The organism is Streptomyces populi (genome assembly GCF_002911015.1).
In the GTDB taxonomy this organism is placed as follows: Bacteria; Actinomycetota; Actinomycetes; order Streptomycetales; family Streptomycetaceae; genus Streptomyces; species Streptomyces populi.
This window is the reverse complement of sequence record NZ_KZ626923.1, coordinates 20,152-37,621: the sequence shown is the minus strand read 5'-3', so window position 1 is coordinate 37,621 and position 17,470 is coordinate 20,152. Positions and strand designations below refer to the sequence as shown.

The 17,470-nt window shown below is 69.8% G+C and carries 16 protein-coding genes and 4 pseudogenes; 10 read left to right on the top strand and 10 right to left on the bottom strand.

The genetic code is table 11. The features are described from left to right. Positions 1–624 precede the first annotated feature (624 nt). The gene (locus CW362_RS31380; RefSeq protein ID WP_103552984.1) at positions 625–1,434 is read right to left on the bottom strand and encodes a hypothetical protein; all 810 of its coding nucleotides are present in this window, start codon (positions 1,432–1,434) and stop codon (positions 625–627) included. A gap of 250 nt (positions 1,435–1,684) precedes the next feature. Here CW362_RS31380 and CW362_RS31375 point away from each other — a divergent pair, with 250 nt between their 5' ends. Continuing rightward, positions 1,685–2,479, top strand: coding sequence for a transposase family protein (locus tag CW362_RS31375; protein WP_107502026.1), 795 nt, complete (start codon positions 1,685–1,687; stop codon positions 2,477–2,479). A gap of 340 nt (positions 2,480–2,819) precedes the next feature. On the opposite strand, the pseudogene CW362_RS31365 reads toward CW362_RS31375, so the two are convergent. Continuing rightward, positions 2,820–3,510 (bottom strand): annotated as a pseudogene (locus tag CW362_RS31365) (transposase family protein); the annotation flags it as partial. A 528-nt stretch (positions 3,511–4,038) separates the two neighbouring features. On the opposite strand from CW362_RS31365, the gene CW362_RS31360 reads away from it, so the two are divergent. Together CW362_RS31360 and CW362_RS44905 are read left to right on the top strand one after the other, a co-directional pair. Continuing rightward, positions 4,039–5,007 carry an ankyrin repeat domain-containing protein gene (locus tag CW362_RS31360; protein WP_103552981.1) on the top strand — a complete coding sequence of 323 codons (969 nt, stop codon included), beginning with the start codon at positions 4,039–4,041 and terminating at the stop codon, positions 5,005–5,007. A gap of 57 nt (positions 5,008–5,064) precedes the next feature. After that, a pseudogene (locus CW362_RS44905) lies at positions 5,065–5,154 on the top strand (hypothetical protein); the annotation flags it as partial. A gap of 145 nt (positions 5,155–5,299) precedes the next feature. Here CW362_RS44905 and CW362_RS31350 read toward each other — a convergent pair. From CW362_RS31350 to CW362_RS31340, 3 genes are all read right to left on the bottom strand, one after another. Further along, positions 5,300–5,905 carry a dihydrofolate reductase family protein gene (locus tag CW362_RS31350; RefSeq protein ID WP_103552980.1) on the bottom strand — a complete coding sequence of 202 codons (606 nt, stop codon included), beginning with the start codon at positions 5,903–5,905 and terminating at the stop codon, positions 5,300–5,302. A 54-nt stretch (positions 5,906–5,959) separates the two neighbouring features. Then, a complete protein-coding gene (locus CW362_RS44900) occupies positions 5,960–6,409 on the bottom strand; it encodes a hypothetical protein (RefSeq protein ID WP_240658130.1) in 450 nt (149 codons plus the stop codon). A 113-nt stretch (positions 6,410–6,522) separates the two neighbouring features. After that, positions 6,523–7,380, bottom strand: coding sequence for an alpha/beta fold hydrolase (locus CW362_RS31340; RefSeq protein WP_103552979.1), 858 nt, complete (start codon positions 7,378–7,380; stop codon positions 6,523–6,525). A gap of 101 nt (positions 7,381–7,481) precedes the next feature. Here CW362_RS31340 and CW362_RS31335 point away from each other — a divergent pair, with 101 nt between their 5' ends. Both CW362_RS31335 and CW362_RS31330 read left to right on the top strand, forming a co-directional pair. Further along, a complete protein-coding gene (locus tag CW362_RS31335) occupies positions 7,482–7,892 on the top strand; it encodes a winged helix-turn-helix transcriptional regulator (protein ID WP_103552978.1) in 411 nt (136 codons plus the stop codon). A gap of 114 nt (positions 7,893–8,006) precedes the next feature. Then, a complete protein-coding gene (locus CW362_RS31330; protein WP_103552977.1) occupies positions 8,007–8,300 on the top strand; it encodes a hypothetical protein in 294 nt (97 codons plus the stop codon). A gap of 813 nt (positions 8,301–9,113) precedes the next feature. Here the strand turns inward: CW362_RS31330 and CW362_RS31320 are convergent. The 5 genes from CW362_RS31320 to CW362_RS31300 are packed head-to-tail and all read right to left on the bottom strand — an operon-like array spanning position 9,114 to position 13,544. Next, positions 9,114–9,437, bottom strand: coding sequence for a DUF4387 domain-containing protein (locus CW362_RS31320; RefSeq protein ID WP_103552976.1), 324 nt, complete (start codon positions 9,435–9,437; stop codon positions 9,114–9,116). Further along, on the bottom strand, positions 9,430–10,791 hold the full coding sequence (locus CW362_RS31315) for an acyclic terpene utilization AtuA family protein (RefSeq protein WP_103552975.1): 1,362 nt from the start codon (positions 10,789–10,791) through the stop codon (positions 9,430–9,432). Before CW362_RS31315 ends, CW362_RS31320 begins: the two co-directional genes overlap by 8 nt. Next, positions 10,788–11,378, bottom strand: coding sequence for an FAD-binding protein (locus CW362_RS31310; protein ID WP_103552974.1), 591 nt, complete (start codon positions 11,376–11,378; stop codon positions 10,788–10,790). Before CW362_RS31310 ends, CW362_RS31315 begins: the two co-directional genes overlap by 4 nt. Positions 11,379–11,380: 2 nt before the next feature. Then, a complete protein-coding gene (locus CW362_RS31305) occupies positions 11,381–12,289 on the bottom strand; it encodes an NAD(P)-dependent oxidoreductase (protein WP_103552973.1) in 909 nt (302 codons plus the stop codon). Positions 12,290–12,296: 7 nt separating this feature from the next. Continuing rightward, positions 12,297–13,544: an MFS transporter gene (locus tag CW362_RS31300; protein ID WP_103552972.1), complete on the bottom strand. Its 1,248-nt coding sequence runs from the start codon at positions 13,542–13,544 to the stop codon at positions 12,297–12,299. 96 nt (positions 13,545–13,640) lie between these two features. Between CW362_RS31300 and CW362_RS31295 the strand changes: the two genes are divergently transcribed. The 5 genes and pseudogenes from CW362_RS31295 (at position 13,641) to CW362_RS31275 (ending at position 17,178) form a co-directional block, all read left to right on the top strand. Then, positions 13,641–14,330, top strand: a complete 690-nt coding sequence (locus CW362_RS31295; RefSeq protein ID WP_103552971.1) for a GntR family transcriptional regulator — start codon at positions 13,641–13,643, stop codon at positions 14,328–14,330. After that, positions 14,327–15,418, top strand: coding sequence for a tartrate dehydrogenase (locus tag CW362_RS31290; protein WP_103552970.1), 1,092 nt, complete (start codon positions 14,327–14,329; stop codon positions 15,416–15,418). Before CW362_RS31295 ends, CW362_RS31290 begins: the two co-directional genes overlap by 4 nt. Positions 15,419–15,772: 354 nt before the next feature. After that, a pseudogene (locus tag CW362_RS45530) lies at positions 15,773–16,169 on the top strand (transposase family protein); the annotation flags it as partial. Between the two features lie 23 nt (positions 16,170–16,192). Next, positions 16,193–16,693, top strand: a pseudogene (locus CW362_RS31280) (IS5 family transposase); the annotation flags it as partial. Beyond that, positions 16,690–17,178 carry a DUF4265 domain-containing protein gene (locus tag CW362_RS31275; protein ID WP_162684289.1) on the top strand — a complete coding sequence of 163 codons (489 nt, stop codon included), beginning with the start codon at positions 16,690–16,692 and terminating at the stop codon, positions 17,176–17,178. The pseudogene CW362_RS31280 and the gene CW362_RS31275, both read left to right, overlap by 4 nt. Positions 17,179–17,470: the final 292 nt, after the last annotated feature.

Sequence of the window (17,470 nt, the reverse complement as noted above, 5' to 3'; positions counted from 1 at the left end):
GCTGGACCATGCGCTGGAAGACCGCGCTGAACGCCTTCGACATCACCTTCGACGGCCGCCTCTCAGCAGCCCGCCAGTAACCCCAACTGCCCCAGTTACACCACTCGTTTGACAGACCCGCCCTGTCCGGCATCGCGACTATGCAGAGCGGAACAGCCGCCGTCGGAGCCACAGCCTCAGGCGGAGCCAGCCCACTCGGCACAGTTGCTGTCTCGGCATAGGTCGGTGCACAAAAGATCGACGCGTCCGTGCGTGCTGGCTGTCTCGGGACGACGCAGGAGCGGCAGGTGCAGCCGGGCTGGCCGTCGACCTTGGCGGCCGTGTCGTTGAATGCCTGGCAGATGCAGCCACCAGGAATCTGCCGATGTCTGAGCGAAGGGAAGGCTCGTGGCGATGGCCGTGGCGATCGGCACGGTAAGCGAGTGGGCCGGGTGGCCCGCCGTGGTTGCGCGCCAGCCGGCCGCCGCGCCAGGCCGCCCGGCAGAGTGGCGGGATGGTCAGGGGGATGGCTGCCGACGATCACGTATGTCCCCGTCGGCAGCGTCAGTTTCCCCGCCCGGACGTTCGAGTTTCAGGCGTGTGGCGGTGGTCGTTTCTCCGGCGAGCGGGGAGGTACTCGTCTGGTCAGTCCCAGTCGGACGCCGGCTGGTCGACTGGGCCGCCCTTGTGGGGTGTGGGGATGTAGTCGCGAGCACCGCCGGGCAGGGCGGCGACACACGCCGCCGAGCAGGCGCTGACCAGCAGGGGCAATACGTCGGTGGCCACGCGCAGTGAGATCCACACCTGGTGGAGTCCGCTCTGTTCGATCGGGCGGTCGCAGACACTGCAACGGCGGATGGCGGTCGCACCCCAGCGCCGGGGATCAAGATTTCCCGGATCGAGGTCCGCGACGGAGGCCGGGGAAGGCTGTAGCTGCGGGAACGGCGGTCGCATCTTGTAGTTGCCGAACAACGCGCGCGTGCTCACCGTGCTGCGGGTCAGCTTCCGGCATCGGGTGATCTCGTAGGGGAACCAGTGCAATCGGTAGGAGGTGTAGGGGGTGAACTCCTCCAGACTGGTCATGGCCCCGATCTCGGGCGGGATCCGCACCAGATTGCTGCCGTAGAGCACGAGGTGCCTGACCGCCGTCAGCTGGGCGATGCTCGGTGGCAGGGTGATGATCTGCCGCCGTTCTTCCGGGCTGAGCTCGGTCAGGGGACGGAACTCTTCGCGCCCGTCGGCTGCGGCCTCGTCGATCAGTTCCAGCAGGTGGCGCCAGCCCGGAGCCGAGGTGTCCTGCCGCTCGGCGTGAAATCCGACTCGGGCTCGCGGATGCGGCCTGGACTGGTCGAGGCACGAGCACGCGTCCTGGCGGAGCCCCCGCCGCTCCGGTGCCGGGTCCGATGTGTCGCCCCAGCGGTTCAGATCGAGCCTCGGCTCTGCCTCGTCCGTCATGGCCCCAAGATACGAAGGCCGCTCCAGGCTGTCCCCGGATTATCCGGGGGAGAACACAGCGACCCCATTACCGCGCTCGAACGTTTGGCTGGGGAACCTGACGCTGTTGATGGGGAATTGCATGGCTCTGTCTGCGGTTTTGTGGATCCCCTGGTCGGCGGTCGGAAGGCGGGATCGTTTCGGCACTGTACTTCCTGCCGTGGCGGGCAAGGCGGTTGGGGATGTGCTGTTTTCCGGGGTTGATGTGTGAGTGGAGGGGGTGAGCGACTTCTGGGGCGTTCTGGTGGTGGAGGTGGTGTCGACGGCCTGCCCGGGTCGGTGCCCGGGCTGCCGCAAGCAGGCCCGCCGGGTACACGGCACGTGTCAACGTACTCTGGACGAGCGGCCGTTGGGATCGCGCCGAGTCATCGTCCGACTGCGGGTACGCCGGTACTTCTGCGACCGGAAAAGCTGTTCCCGCACGACATTCGTCGAGCAGACACGGGGGCTGCCTGCGCCCTGCCGTCGTTCCAGCGCCGGGCCGGCAGGCTGGCTGCGGTCGATCGCGATCGAGCTCGGTGGCCGTCCCGCCGCTCGGCTGTGCCGCCGTCTGCGGCTGGACGCGGGCCGGACGCGGCTGCTGACGGCCTGGCGGTGCCGGACCGGGCCCCGCGGCTGCCGCGGCGGCCGCCAGGTCGTCCGCGAGCACCTTGCCGCCCTGCGCGCGGGCCACGCCGAACCGGTCCGGGCCGACATCCCCAGCCCCCGCAAGATCACCTCCTGGACCATGCGGCCCCGGGAGACCCTCACCGAAGGCCAGGACGAACGCCTCCTCCCAGTCCGGCTCGCCTGCCAGGACATCACCCGGGCCTGCGACCTCGCCCGCGCCTTCGCCGACCTGGTTCGCCACCAGCGCGGATACCTGCTGCCGGAGTGGATCCGGCAAGCCGGACAGGACGCACCCAAGCCCATGAAGGGCTTCGCCGGCTTCCTCCGTCAGGACCTTGACGCGTCACCGCCGGCCTCATCCTGCCGTGGAGTTCCGGGGTGGTCGAAGGACACGTGAACCGGGTGAAAACGCTCGAGCGAGCCATGCATGGCGAGCCTCGTTCGAACTTCTCCGCACCCGGATCCTCACCCGGTCATGCGACGCCCAGAGCTGGGCATACAGTCAGGACCCATGAAGCCGCCACAACCCACGGCTCCGGAAGCCGAAGCCGCACAGGGCCGTATCGCTCTATGGCTCGACCCGGAGGACTTGCGCCGGCTGGCGCAGCACTGCTGTTGCGCCGACGACGCAACCGACGAAGACAAAGAGCGCTGCGGACGCCTCCGCTTCCGGGCTGGTGCAGCCCTGCACAAGCATCAGCACTCGGCATGAGGACGTAGGCCGTCACGGAACTGCGGACAGAGCCGCCGCGGTGATCGCGGCTCAGGCCGAGGCAGCCGTCGTCCAGGAGGACCTCGACTCGAGGAAGTGCCGGAAGCAGACGGCGATGCCCTCGTTGCGGGCGGCCGTGGCATCGTGCATACGACCAGGTCGCAGGGCGTCGGTCCATGACGTGCGGCCCCGCCGGTCTGCGATGACGATGGCCTTCATCGTGTTCTGCTTCTTCTTCCCGGAGACGAACGCGCGCCGGCCGCCACGTCCGGCCGGTGGCCGGCGGGCCTGGATCTCGGTGGCGTCCGGCCGCAGCTCGACGCCCTCGGCCCGTGCGTAGGCGAACACATCGCCAAAGTCCTTAATCGCAGGCCAGGTTCTTCGGGGACCGCGCATCCCTGCTCGGCCAGGAGCGCACGTGTCTCTGCGATCGCGCGGGTGACGGTGGAGCGGCCGACGCCGGACAACGGGCCCGGTACCGCGTGCGGCAGATCGTGCCGCAGATGGATCGGCGTGATCACCAGCCGGTCGACGAACGCCAGCTGGTGGCGGGCACCGGCGCCTTCGGCCCGCTTGCGGATTCCGCCCCGCGCAGCATGACGGCGCCCTTCAAGGCCTGCCTGCCACGGCTCCGCCAACTCCGCCATCTGACAAGACAGATGGCGTCGAGAGATCCCCGTGAACAGCCGATGTGTCGGCATCACTCGATCGACCATGATCGCCACACCCGGACCATGCCACCAGCCAAGCGCGACACCTCACCCGCTATCACGCACCAACTCGTCAGGGCGCCAAGGGCGAAGGACTTCCGTCAAATAGCGCACGTGAGAAGCGTGGAGGTCCCGCAGGCACGGTCGGCATGGTGTTCATGGCCAGATGACTCCTCGGCATGTGGGCACCCTTTCGGGCCCGCTTCGACCTGGTGCCGCATGCCCGGCTCGATCTCGCGGCACCAGGCGCCCGACACTGTGAGTGGGCTTGTTGGGGGCAGGGGTTGTGCGTCAGCGGTGTTCGGTTGTTGATCGCCTGGTCATGCGCTGTGGGCGTGTGCTGGTCTGCTGTCATGAGGTGACCAAGTGGCTGCCGTTTGGCAGTTGGGGCTGGGCGGGTTCGCTGTCGTGGAGTGGCTGTTCCTGGCTAGAGTCCGATTACCGGCCGGGGCTGGGCGCCGGCGGCGGGGAGGGTTGTGCGCTCGTGCCGTGGCTCTGCTCTCGGGTGAGGGCGTGCGAAGTGGAGGGGGAGCGATGACAGCAGGCAGTGACGGCTGGGCCGGTATGGGCTGGGACTGGACGGATGCCGACGACATCCGCCGGCGCCTCGACGAAGGTGCCGATCCGGACAGCTGGCACGGGCGCCGGCCCCTGCACCGGGCAGCGATGTTCGGCTCCCAGGACACCGTCGCGGAACTGGCCCGCCGGGTTGCGGATGTGGACGCGCTGGAGGACGGGGTGACAGCCCTGTGGGAAGCCGTCATGTCCCGCAAGCCGGCCAACGCACGGGCGCTCGCCGCCGCCGGGGCCGATCCCTGGCGGCTGTCGCTCGGCGGCTGGTCGCCGGGGCGGCTGAGCCTGGCCGGACCGACGCCGGAGCTGTTCCCGGTACCGGAAGGGGTGTCCCTGACCGACGCCGAGCGTGCGGCGGCGCAGGAGGCCGACCGGCTCACCGCGGCGCTGGGCGAGTTCTACTACGACGGCACGGGTCTGGCCTGCGTGGCCGGCATCGACGCGACCAGAGCGGTGAGCCGTCTCCAGGCGACGCCGGTGGTGGACGGCGACCTCCTCGAAGTGCTGAATGAGCTGCTGGAGGACCGCTACGCGTACGACATGGACGAGAGCCTGCACATTATCGGCGTGACGTCCGTGCCGGGCGGCTGCGTCGTCACCCAGCCCTGGGGATACGCGCCGCAGATGCCGGGCGTGCTGACCCGGTTGTCCGCCGGCACACTCTGCTACGGCCTCTACGCCAATCCCAAGAGCGGCAACCAGGGCAGCATCGCCCGGCATGGAACGATCGAGGGCTCAGACCTGCACCCCGGCGGAGGACCGGACGAGAACGACACCTCCGCGGAGGTGCTGGCCTCCTACCTCTACCAGCACAACGCCGTCGCCTACGCCTGTGCCTTCGCAGGACTGTGCCCGACCGACAGGCGCGCCGTGACCGGACCGCCCGATGTGTGGGTCGAACTGCCCCGCCGCGACTACTGGAGCCACTGACTCGGAGAAGAGCTGCCATGACTGTGGTGGAACTGCCGCTCCCCGGCCGCCCCGGGTGTGCGGCTCTTTCCCGACCAGGCAGAGGCGGTCAAGCGGCTGGCGCGTCATCTGCGGCAGCCCGGAACGCGCGCCCTGTACGTGTCGGCGACAGGCATCGGCAAGACGCTGGTGTCGATCCGGCTGGCGGACGAACTCGCGACGCACGGCTCGTCCTGTTCGCCGTCCCCACCGTGGACCTGGCCGCACAGACCGTGCTGGCCTGGTGCCGTCCAGTCCGGCGGACGGGGCGATGTCACGCAGGGGTGCCGAGCGGTGGGTGCTCGAGTACGCGGGGCTTGTACTCGACCAGCTGGATGCGGCCGTCGAAGGTGCGGTGCTCGATCATCTCGAGGGCGACGTCCGGGTAGCCGTCGTAGATGCGTTCCTCGCCCGTGGCCCCGGTGATCACCGGGAACATCACGACCCGGAAGCGGTCGACGAGTCCGGCTCGTAGCAGGGACCGGCACAGGCTGAGGCTGCCGATCGTGCTGAGGAGTCCCGGGCCGCCCGACTTCATGGCGCGGACCGCCTCGACGGCGTCGTCGCGGACGAGCGTGGAGTTGGCCCACATCAGCGGCTCCTCGAGCGAGGAGGAGAACACCACCTTGGACGCTTGCGTGAGCTCGTCGACGGACGCCTCTTCCTCGGGCCTGAACTCGTCCTGGCCCTTCGGGACCTCGCCTGCGGCGAAGCCCGACATCAGGCGGTAGGTGTTCGCTCCCATCAGGTAGGTGGCCTCGGGCTGCTCGCCGAGCCATGCGAGGTACTCCGGGCCCTCGAGGCCCCAGAACCCGGGCCATCCCTCTCCCGATGCGCAGCCGTCGAGGGAGGTGATGAAGTCGACGAGAAGCTCCGACATGGCGGTGTCCTTTCCTGGGGTGTCACGAGCTTGGACCGGTCGGGAGCCACAAACTCATCGGCCACGCTGTGGAGCAACGAGAAAACACCTGACACTGCAGCCGATCGGGTTGGTGGAGCGGCACTGCCATCGATCCCGCTCCGGGGGACGAGCCCGTTGTCGATCCCCTCGAATCGTGGAGATCTCCCAAGCAGCCGGCTCCAAGGCGGTGTCGGCCCGGTGGCCGCGCTCATAGTCGATCGGACTCTGATATCCACACACGCTGTGTAGCCGGTGTGTGTTGTAGAAGTCGGTGATCCAGATCGCGATCCGCAGTCGGACGGGTGCAGCGGTCGGGTTGACGGCCTCACCGCTCCCGATCGGATGGTGCGCCTCGGGGATCCGGTCCAGCGGTCGGCACACATCGCCGCCGCGGCGGCGGGCGTCCTCGAGGAAGACGAGCGCGGTCTCGGTCACGGTCGGCGTGTGGCCGGTCTTCGGCCGCACGGCGGTCGGATCGGACATGATCCTGCTCGTCGAGGACGGTGTGGTGGAAGGCCAGGGCCGGCGGTCCAGGACAACTCACCACTGGGACGAACGCCCGAACCGCCGACCGTGATCCTTCGGCCCCGCTCCGGTCACTTCGGCAGATCGGCGGAGAGGAAGGGGGCGAGGAGCGCGAACAACGCGTCGGGGCGGTCCAGAGGGATGATGTGGCCGCAGTCCTGGAGATGGTGTCCGACCAGGTCATCGGCGATGGGACGGAGTTGGCGCTCGAGCCCGCGGCCGACGGGGTGAGAGCCGACGGCCATGGTGGGCATGGTCAGCCGAGCCGTCGCGACAGCGTCCTGGATCTGCTGCGCGCTGGTGGGCAGGGCCCGGTAGTAGGAGAACGCGCAGATCAGGGCCTCACTCCCTGTGTACGCGTGGACGAAGGCCGCACGGATGTCGTCGGGTACTCCTCGCCCGAGCGTCCCCGAGTCGAGGAACCAGTCGACGTACGGGGCCTCGTTGCCGGCCAGCACGGTCTCGGCGAGGCCGGGGACGGCGTGGAAGCCGAACCACCACGGGGTACCGCCCGCGACGACGGGTTCTGTTCCGGGCAGGCGGCCGAGCAGTGCCTCCATCACGACCAGGCGCCGGACGAGGCCGGGCCGGCGCAGCGCGAGCAGGACAGCGGGGGCGGTGCCCGCGTCAATGCCGACCACCGCTGCCGAGGGCTCGCCGAGTGCGTCGAGCAGCCCTTCGACATCGGCGGCGAGGGTGCCCGCGTCGTAACCCTCGACAGTGCGTGCACTGGCACCGAAGCCTCGCAGGTCCGGGGCGATGACCCGGTACTGTCCGGCCAGTCGGCCCATGATCCCGTTCCAGAGTTGCCAGGTGTGCGGGAAGCCGTGCAGCAGGAGAACGGCAGGTCCGTCCCCGGCGATTGCGACATTGAGCTGGACGCCGTTCGTCGCGATGCGGTGCAGGTGGTGTGAGGTGGTGACGGGCATGACGGCTCCTCCCGGGTGGTTACCATTGGTGACCACAAAACGATAGGTAACTGACCGGCCGCTTCCTAGACGGCACTTTCAGGGAAGGTGGTGAGCCACAGGTGACCACCCGAGGAGCCGGGGCCCCCGGTCGCGGGGTGCGCGGCGATCTGTTCGATCCCCATTGCCCGACGCGGCAGTTGCTGGACCGCATCGGTACGAAGTGGACGTCCATGGCTGTCAAGACGCTCGCCGATGCCGCACCGGACGAGGTGCGTTTCGCGGAGCTGAGACGCCGGATGCCCGGCGTGTCACAGAAGATGCTGTCCGTGACCCTGCGAAGCCTGACCCGCGACGGGCTGGTGTCACGCCGGGTCGAACCGACCGTGCCGCCGCGGGTCTTCTACCGGCTCACCGGACTCGGGCTGTCCCTGGAAGCCGCGCTTGCGGGGCTGCGGACCTGGGCGGAGGAGCACATGGCCGAGATCGACCGCGCCAACGAAGCCGCCGCCCAGGAGGCCGATGAGGGGTAGGCAGGCCGGTTCCGCGCTCGGTACTGGTGGCCTTGGGTACTCGATGCAGCCGTCATCGCCGCCCTCGTACCACGTCGCCTTGTCAGGTCGACGCTGGAGGAAGACATCGACGCGATGGTGTTGGGCACGTCGTTCCACTTCGACGCCAAGCTGCACCGCGTGGTTCTGGATGAGCTGGGCTCGTGCGGCGAGCTGGACTGGTCGCGGTGTGCGTTCACTGCGAAGGGCAAGCCGTTCGAGGGCGCGACCGTCGCGGTCGAGGAGCGGGACAAGCCGATGTTCATGATGACCTGGAAGAACCAGGCGCGGCCCGGGCTCCGGGCCGGCCGGCACCGCCTGCTCGGCTACGGGAAATGGGGCGGCGCCCGGAATCAGCTCGATTTCGTCATGACGGACGATCCGGTGTGAGGTGCGTCTCGCCGCCGCCCTTTGTATCAGAGGCCGTTCTCTTTCTGGACCTCGTGTGCGGATTCCGCTGGTCAGGTATGGGTTTGCGGCTGTCGTGGAAGCCTCGACCCGTTGCTGATCGAGTTGCCGTGGGGGTCTCGGATGCCGTCGATGCGGGCGGTTCTGGAAGCGCGGTGGAGGGCCGCGGTGGTGCGGGTGGAGGAGCTCGAAGCCGAACTGGAGGGGGTGCGGGCGGACTTGGCCGATGCGGAGGAGGTCCTCGGGCGCCGGGTGATCGGGCTCGAGCAGTATCTGGAGGCGCCGGCCGAGGAGGAAGCCCCCCCGTGGTGGTCGGCCGCCCGTCGGGCTGGGTGCCCGGCGGGCGGCCGTGGTGCTCGGCTGGGACAGCGCCTGCGCCTGACGCGTCGAGGGTGCGGGAGCATGGTTGAAGAGGCTGGTGGAACGGGGCCGGCCGGTGGAGGCGAAGCCCGGAGGGTTCATCCTGCTGACAGCGCGGCAGGCCGATGGGGCTGTGCGGCCGGGCGGCGGTTCATGAGCGCGCTCATCGACCGGCGGATGACGGCTTCGCTCGTGTCGGTGCGTCGTTCATGGTCCCGGACCAGGCGTCGGCTGCGCGGAAACCGGGCGAAGGGCCGCTCGACGACCCGGTGGCGGGGCGGTGGCCGGAGGCCGCGGACGTCCTCACCCCGGCGGACGATGTCGAGGACGAGCCCGAGAGGCCGGTCGGCCCGGTCGGTGAGGCGGCCGGTGCAGCCGCCGTCGGCCCGGGCCCGCGCCGGCCGCGTTCACCGACGTGCCTCCGGCCTGAGTCGATCACCGGTCCGGGAGCGGGAACAGCGCCAGCGGCACGTGATGCTGGCCCGCGTGGATGTCGCGGTCGCGGAGGCTGCCCTGTGGGACCGGGCGCGGGAACGAGATCTTGACGACGTCCAGCGCCGGGATGCGGAAGATCTGCACGGTGTCCGCGTCGACGCCGTACAGCCGGGCGATCACCGACGCGTTGAGATAGCCGGGGTCGGCGACGGTCGTGTAACCGGCCGTGTCGCGCATGAACAGTTCCATCGTCACCCAGAACGGGCCGGCGTTCTTGGACCGGACCTCGAGGGCCAGGTCGGCGATCGTACGGGTCTCAGGCATCGCCGTCCTCCGGCAGGTTGATGCGGAACATGCTGGTCGGGGAGTCCACGTCGACGACGTGGTGCAGCGCGAACTCGTAGACGGCGCCACGCTCGGTCTCGGCCGGCGAGGTCGCGAACGCGAGGCTCGGCAGGTAGTTCATGTCCGGCGTCGGCAGGTGCAGCATGAGCGGGTTGGCGACCTTGGCGATCGCCGTGGCGGTCTCCTGGTCGGCGGCCCGCACGAGCAGCATGACACCGACCTCGCGGGGTGGCCGCCGGTCCGGCTCGATGCCGTCGAGGATCGCGTCGTAGCCGTACAGCCGCAGGTCGAAGGCGTAGTCGTCGCCGTCCAGGCCGAGGGTACGGCTCACCCACTCGCCGATCATCTTCCGCATCAGGGCCGCCCACGTGTCGAGCTGCCCGAGGATGTGCGGATCGCGGATCGCGGTGAACGACATGGTCTCGTACCCGGTGATCCGTGCCCCCTCGAGTTTGATCGTGTGCTGGTCGGCGGGTACGAACCGGGACTTCTCCACCCGCACCCGACGCGGGTCGAGGGCCTGGTAGACGGCCTCGGACACGTCGATGGTGCCGGCCGGCTCACGCATGGTGAACGGATCGACCGTCTCGTAGAGCATGTGTGCGGCGACCGACGTCGGTGTGCACGCGTTGTCCGCGTCGAGCGGCTCGATCGTGAAGCCGGCCGCGTCGATGGTGGCCAGCACCCCGCCGGCGCGCGGGTTCGTGGTGCACTGCCCGCCGCACTCGACGATCTTCGCGGCGTGCCAGACGGGCCCGGCCGACATGCCCTTCATCAGCGGGAACGCGGCCGCGATGGCGGTGTCGGTGGCCCGTCCGGCGAGCACCACGTCGGCGCCGGCCTCCAGGGCCGCCACGATCGGCTCGTGGCCCATCATGCCGACGATGTGCCGGCAACTGTCGAGCGTCGCGGCGTCGAGCGGACTGGCCGGCGGCAGCGGGTGGATCCGGTCGAGCCGCGCGCCGAGATCGGCGGCCCGCTGCTCGCTGTAGATGGTCGCGACCTTCAGATCGAGGCCCTCCTCGGCGAGGATGCCGCGGGTGATGCCGGCGACCCAGTCGACGCCCGAGTCGGTGCCGCTGGTTCCGCACGAGCCGATGATCAGCGGGATTCCCGCGTCGGCGGCGGCGCGCAGGAGCAGCCGCAGGTCCTGGGCGACGGCCGCGGCGGCGGTCTTGGCGATGCCGGCGCCCAGGTAGTAGGGGCCGGAGTCGGTCGAGCCGCCGTCCACGGCGATCACGTCTGCGCCCAGCTCGAGGCCGCGGGTCAGGGTCTCGGGCGGGAATCCCGCGCCGAGCATGCCGACGGGTGTGAGGACGCGTACTTCGTTCACCGGGATGTTCCTCTTTTCGTGATGGAGCCGATGGTCCAGGCCGCCTGGCGGCCGGAGAACAGGCAACCGCCGAGGAAGGTGTCTTCCAGGGCGCGGTGGCCGTGCATGTCGCCGCCACCGGACCCGGCGGCCTCATCCGCGGCGTGCAGACCGGGCGCCGACTGCCCGTCGGCGGACCGAATCCGGCCGTCCGGGTCGGTGTGCAGGCCGCCGGGCGGCTTGCGGGTGAGAACGCGCAGGCGCACCGCGATCAACGGTCCGGCTTTGCGGTCGAGCAGGCGGTGCGGCGCGACGGTTCGCATCGGCCGGGCGCCGCGGTGGTTGCGGAAGTCGCGGATCGCCGCGAGCCGCAGATCCTGGGTGAAGCCGTTGGGCGGCTGCCGGTCGCGGGCCTCGGCCGTGCGCCGCGCCTCGGCCGTGCGCCGCACCCCGGCCGGGTTGAGCAGCGGCCTGGAGGTGAGCGCGTTCATGCCCGCCACCGGTTCGTCGAGACCGTCGGCGACGACGAAGTCGGCACCGTCGCGCTTGAACGTGGCGACGAGCCCGGTCGGCCGGGCACCGACGACGATGACGTCCGCGCCGCTCACGCTCACAGCGGTCCTCCCACGGCGTGCGCGGGGTGCCCGGCGAGGGCGGCGACCAGTTCGCGGGCGCCCTCGATCCCTGCGTCGCGCCGGGCCTCGGCCGTCTGCCCGGCCATGTGCGAGAAGACGGTGATCCCGTCGACGCCACGCAGCACACTCCCGGCCGGCAGCGGCTCGGTGTCCGCGACGTCCAGGGCCGCTCCGGCGATCCGGCCGGTTCGGACGGCGTCGGCCAGGGCGTTCTCGTCGACGATGCCGCCGCGTGCGGTGTTGATCAGGTGCGCGGTCGGTTTCATCCTGGCCAGGGCCGAGGCGTCGATCAGGTGCCGGGTCCGGTCGGTGAGCGCGGTGTGGATCGACACGAAGTCCGACACGCTGAGCAGGTCGTCCAGGGGGAGGCCCTCGGGCACGTGCATGCCGAACGCCTCGGCCAGTGGCCGTACCCGCCGGGCGACCGTCCCGCGCCCGATGATGCCGAGCGTCCTGCCCCGCAGCTCGAGGCCGTCGCGGCGGGGCCAGCCGCCCGCGGCGACCCCGGCGGCCGTGCCGACCAGGTCGCGGGCCTGCACGAGCAGCAGCCCGATGGTGTACTCGGCGACCGCGTTGGCGTTGACCCCCGGCAGGTTGCTGACACTGATGCCGAGCCGCGACGCGGCCGCGACATCGACGGAGTCGTATCCGACGCCGGTACGCACCACGGCCCGCAGCTGCGGTGCCCGGCCGAACACCTCGGCCGTCATCGGCTCGTTGGCGATCAAGGCGCCCGTCACGCCGGCCAGCGCGGTGACCAGTTGGCCGGCGGTGCGCTGTCCGCGCATCGGGTCGTGGCGGGTGGTGAAGCCGAGCCCGGTGAGATAGTCGTCGACCTCGTCGCCCGGAGCCAGATGGTCGGTGGTGATCAAAATGGTCGGCATAGGGCCTTCACTTCAGGATCGGGGTGAGGGCCGGGCGCTGGAGTCGGCCGAGTCGGAGCAGGGCGAGAAGGGGCAGGACGGCCAACACCGCGATGTCGAGCATCATCAGGTTCCAGCCCGCCAGGTCGACCGCGCCGCCGATCAGGGCGGGACCGCCGAAACCGCCGAGATACCAGGTCACCGCGTACAGGCCGGTGTAGGTGCCGAGCACGCGGTCGGACGGGGCCAGGTTCCACAGCGCGACGGCGGCATTGATCAGGAAGGCGGCGGCGCCGACCGCGGCGATGCAGAACACGACGACCGTCGCCGTGGTGGTCCGGAACAGGGCGCCGGCGACCATCGCGCCGGCGAACAGGGCCATCCCGGCGCCCATGGTCTTCAGTCGGCCCCAGTGTTCGGTCAGCAGCGCGGCCGGGTAGGCGGCGATCACGTAGGCGATGCCGCTGGGCAGGGTGAGGCCGCCGGCTTCGCCGCGGGAAAGACCGAGGGTCTCCATGCCGTACGGGGTGACGAGCGACCGTGAGGCGAACCAGGCGCCGCCGAACAGCATGATGGTGAGCAGCAGCAGGAGCCGTCGCCGGTCGCGGTCGGTGACCAACTCGGTGATGACCTGCCGGAACGGTTCGCGTGCCGCCTCGGGCCCGGCGGTCGCGTCCTCGGCCACCGCGGCCCGATAGGCGGGCGACCGGTTGTCGCGCACCTTGACGACAACCACCGCGGTGACCAGCAGCAGGATCGCCGACGGGATGGCGAACGCCGCCCTGGGGTGCTCGTCGACGACGAAGACGCTGATCAGCGACGCGACGATGATGGTCAGCGCGGTGGCGATCTTGACGATGGCGTTGGCGCGGCTGCGCCGTTCCGGCGCGATGAAGTCCGGGACCAGCGACTCGGCGAGCGGGCGCATGGTGTTGGCGACCAGCGCGTACCCGACCATGACCGCGATCAGCGTGGCCGCCGACGTGGTCCACGGCAGGGCGACGAACAACAGTGCCGCCAGGGGCATGCCGACCGCCAGGTACGGCACCCGCCGTCCCCACCGGGTGCGGGTGTTGTCCGACCGGTTGCCGATCCACGGCTGGACGAAGATGCCGAGCAGGTTGTCCATACCCATGAGCGCACCGACCAGTGCGGCGCTGCCGACGTGCTCGCGCAGCAGCACGGGCACCTGACTGTCGTAGAAGTTCCAGGTCGCCTCCTGGGCGAACAGGGCGAGCGCGATGAAGAGCGTGATTCTCCGGGGGGCTTCAGTCATGTGACCTCCACGTGTCCGGCGGCACGCTATTTTGATGCAGCAAAAAAATCAATAGTTGCAAGATGAGTTCGCCATGGCATGCGCTAGGGTGCTGGCATGAACTCCGTCGAGACCCTCGCCGACCAGGCGTACCGATATGTCCGCACCGCGATCGTCAGCGGCGAGCTCGCGGCGGGGGAGAAGGTGACCGAGCGAGGCATGGCCGACCGGCTCGCCATCAGCCCCACCCCGGTCCGTGAGGCGCTGCGACGCCTGGAGATCGACGGCCTCATCGAGCGGATCGGGCCGCGTACGGTGCTGGTCGCCGAGATCCGCGACGCCGCCGTCGACGACCTCGCGGAGGTCGAGGTCGGACTGCGGGGCCTGGTCGCCCGGTTCGCCACCCGGCACGCCACCGCCGAGCAGCTCGACACCCTCGACGCCATCCTCGACCGCGCCGACGACCTGCTCATCCTGCTCAAGGAACGCCGTCGCCAGGACCGGCCCGCCGACCGGCACCTCACCGAACTGCTCGACACGATGCAGGAGTTCAACGACACGGTCAGCGCCTGCGCCCACAATCCGGTGCTGGTCCGCATGCTCGAGCAGAGCCGCGTGTTCACCCGCACCCGCCGCCGCGAGCTGCTGCTGAGCCGCGTCGCCGAGGACGAGACGTTCGGCCTGGAGCGGTACGCGAGCCACCGCGCCCTGGTCCGCGCCTTGCGCGCCCGCGACGAGGCCACCGCCGAGCGCCTCGCCCTGTCCGACGCCCAGGGCGGCCTCAGCGCGCTGCGGGAGGCACGGTGAGCGGGCACCGCATCGCCGTGATTCCCGGCGACGGCATCGGCAAGGAGGTCGTGCCCGCCGGCCTCGAGGCGCTGCACGCCACCGCGAGCCGCTTCGGCATCAGTCTCCAGCTCGACGAGTTCGGGTTCGCCAGCGCCGACTACTGGCAGCGGCACGGCACGATGATGCCGGCCGACTGGGAGGAGACCCTGCGCGGCTACGACGCCGTCTTCTTCGGCGCGGTCGGCTGGCCCGAGGTCGTGCCCGACCACGTTTCGCTCTGGGGCAGTCTCCTGCAGATCAGAAGGACCTTCGACCAGTACGTGAACCTGCGCCCCTGCCGGTTGATGCCCGGGGTGCGCAGCCCGCTGGCCGACCGCGAGCCCGGCGACATCGACTTCGTCGTCGTGCGCGAGAACACCGAGGGCGAGTACTCCAGCGTCGGCGGACGCGTCTTCGAGGGAACCGAACGCGAGACCGTGCTCCAGGAGACGGTCATGACCCGCACCGGCGTCGACCGGGTGCTCCGCTTCGCGTACGAGCAGGCGGCGCGCCGCCCCGCCAGGCACCTCATGTCGGCCACCAAGAGCAACGGCATCTCCATCTCGATGCCGTACTGGGACGAGCGCGTCGCCGAGATGGGCGGGCGGTTCCCCGACGTGCGTGTCGACAAGCTCCACATCGACGCGCTGGCCGCGCAGTTCGTACTGCACCCCGACCGCTTCGACGTCGTGGTGGCCAGCAACCTCTTCGGCGACATCCTCTCCGACCTGGGCCCGGCCTGTGCCGGAACGCTCGGCATCGCCCCCAGTGCCAACATCAACCCCGAGCGCGACCACCCCAGCCTGTTCGAGCCGGTGCACGGCTCGGCCCCGGACATCGCCGGGCAGGGAATCGCCAACCCGGTGGGCCAGATCTGGTGCGCGTCGATGATGCTGGAGCACCTCGGTCACCCCGAGGCGGCCGCTCACCTGCTCGGTGCGATCGAGGACGTGCTGGCCCTCGGCCCCGCCGAGGCGCCCCTGACCCCCGACCTGCACGGCAAGGGCACCACGGTCGAGCTGGCCCGCGCGATAGCGGACCGAGTCCGCGAACGGTCCCCGATCTGACCGCGGCGCTCAGCCCCGCGCCGATCCGTCGCGCGCTCGTTCGCCCGCGTTCGTCCTCGCGCCCTATGGAGGAGATGTCCAGGAGGGTGACATTTCATGGCTTTATGATCAACTGGTCGAGATCGCGGCACTTCCTGCTTTGGATGAGGCTGATTTTCGTGCGCAAGGCCTCTTCGTGATCACTTCCGAAGTGGCGGGCATGACCGAATGGCAAGTTCGGGAGGGCGGTGTTCATGTCATTCCCGCGGGCGAACGGCTTCAGTGTCCTGGGCCGCTCTGATTCCTCTTCTTCGGGTGGTCAGGCGCGTCCCGGCTGGCGTGTTATGGCTGGCCGCGGCCGCACGCCGGCACGGGTCGGCGGCGAGTGTGCGGGACTCCATCGTCGGCACCCGGCTCCTGGACCGGGGCGCCGCCGACCATCCCCGCATCCGCAAGGAGTGGGGGCGTCGGCGGCTACCGACACCACCTCGTCGAGCGCGCCGCCGCCCTCGGCATCGACGTGGAAATCGGCCAACGCAAGCCCGGGATCAGGGGATTCACTCCGATCCCGAAGCGATGGGCGGTCGAGCGGACTCACGGCCGACTCATGCTCCACCGCCGGCTGGCCCGCGACCACGAGACACTGTCCGCCCATCCCGAAGCCATGATCCACCTTGCCGTGACCGGCCTCATGGCCCGTCGCCTCACCGGCGAGAACGCCATCTTCTGGCGCGACCCGATGCCACGGAACCAAAGCCGCATCCGGGGATGAAACAATGGGAGAAAACGACCTCTAAAGGGGGAGCTAAGGCCGGACGAAGCCTCATTGACCGGGGCAGAACCGGCAGCAAGCATCACCTGATCACCGACGCCACCGGGATCCCGCTCGCCGCTACCCTGACCGGCGGCAATCGCAACGACGTGACCCAGCTCATCCCGCTACTCGAAGCAGTACCGCCCGTGCGGGGCAGGCGCGACCGGCCCCGGCGCCGCCCCGACGCGGTGCTTGGCCACCGAGGCTATGACCACGACAAGTACCGCCTCGTCCGCGCGCTCGGTGTGAAACCGCTGATCGCCCGCAGGGGCACCGAGCATGGCTCCGGACTCGGCACCCGCCGCTGGCTCGTGGAGCGGGCGTTCGCCCATCTGCACCGGTTCCGCCGCCTGTGGATCCGCTGGGAGATCCGAGATGACATCCACGAAGCCTTCCTCACCCTTGGATGCGCGCTCATCTGCTGGCGACGACTGAACGTGACCCGCCGCATTCCAGCAGAAGGCGCTGCTGGAGGATCATGAGGTCGCGATCCGGCTCCGGGAGGCACCCCATCACCGTCATCACGCACGAGGACCCCATCGGCCGGGGCCCCGCCAACTACATGATCCACGCTGATCTCTCGGACCGGCAGGACGGCTGGCGCGAGCAGTTGTGGACCCGCCAACTCACTGAGGGCAGGTTCGAGGTGACCTGTCTGCCTTTCTTCACCTATGGAATCTGCTACCTCGACGTGGTGACCATCGACAGCAACCACCTGGTGGCCTCGGTGGTGCAGAAGTCCGGCCATCGGACCCTTCGCGTTGCGCTCGTTGTGGACCACCAGGACCGGGAGCCGCTGCATGAGCTCCTGCACGGCAAGGTCGTCGAAGCCGCCCTGCCACACGAGTGGCTTCAGGGCACATACCTGTCGGTGGACCTGCCGCCCGGCACCGACCCGGCAGCCCTCACGGAGGTGCTGAAAGCACCCGCCCAAGCCGGCGCCCTTCACTGGGAGATCGACTCCTGACTCGAACGTTCATTCCGTAGACATGCGTCCAGTGCCGACGGGCACCAGCACCGCTTGCGGTGGCGGCCACGGAGGCGGCCGACGGCGCACCGTCCAACGTCCGCTCGACGCCCGCGTGACCGCCACCCATCGCACCAGACCGTGCACCGAGCTACGTCGAGGCCTCGACAGTCCGGCTGACTGATGGGTGAAAACGGCCGGGGTCGCTCCTCGCCTCACTTGGTTGGTTCTTGATGTGTGTGGGGAGGGTGGGGAGCGAAGAGCGGGTCTTGATCACCTGGGGCTAAGTTGG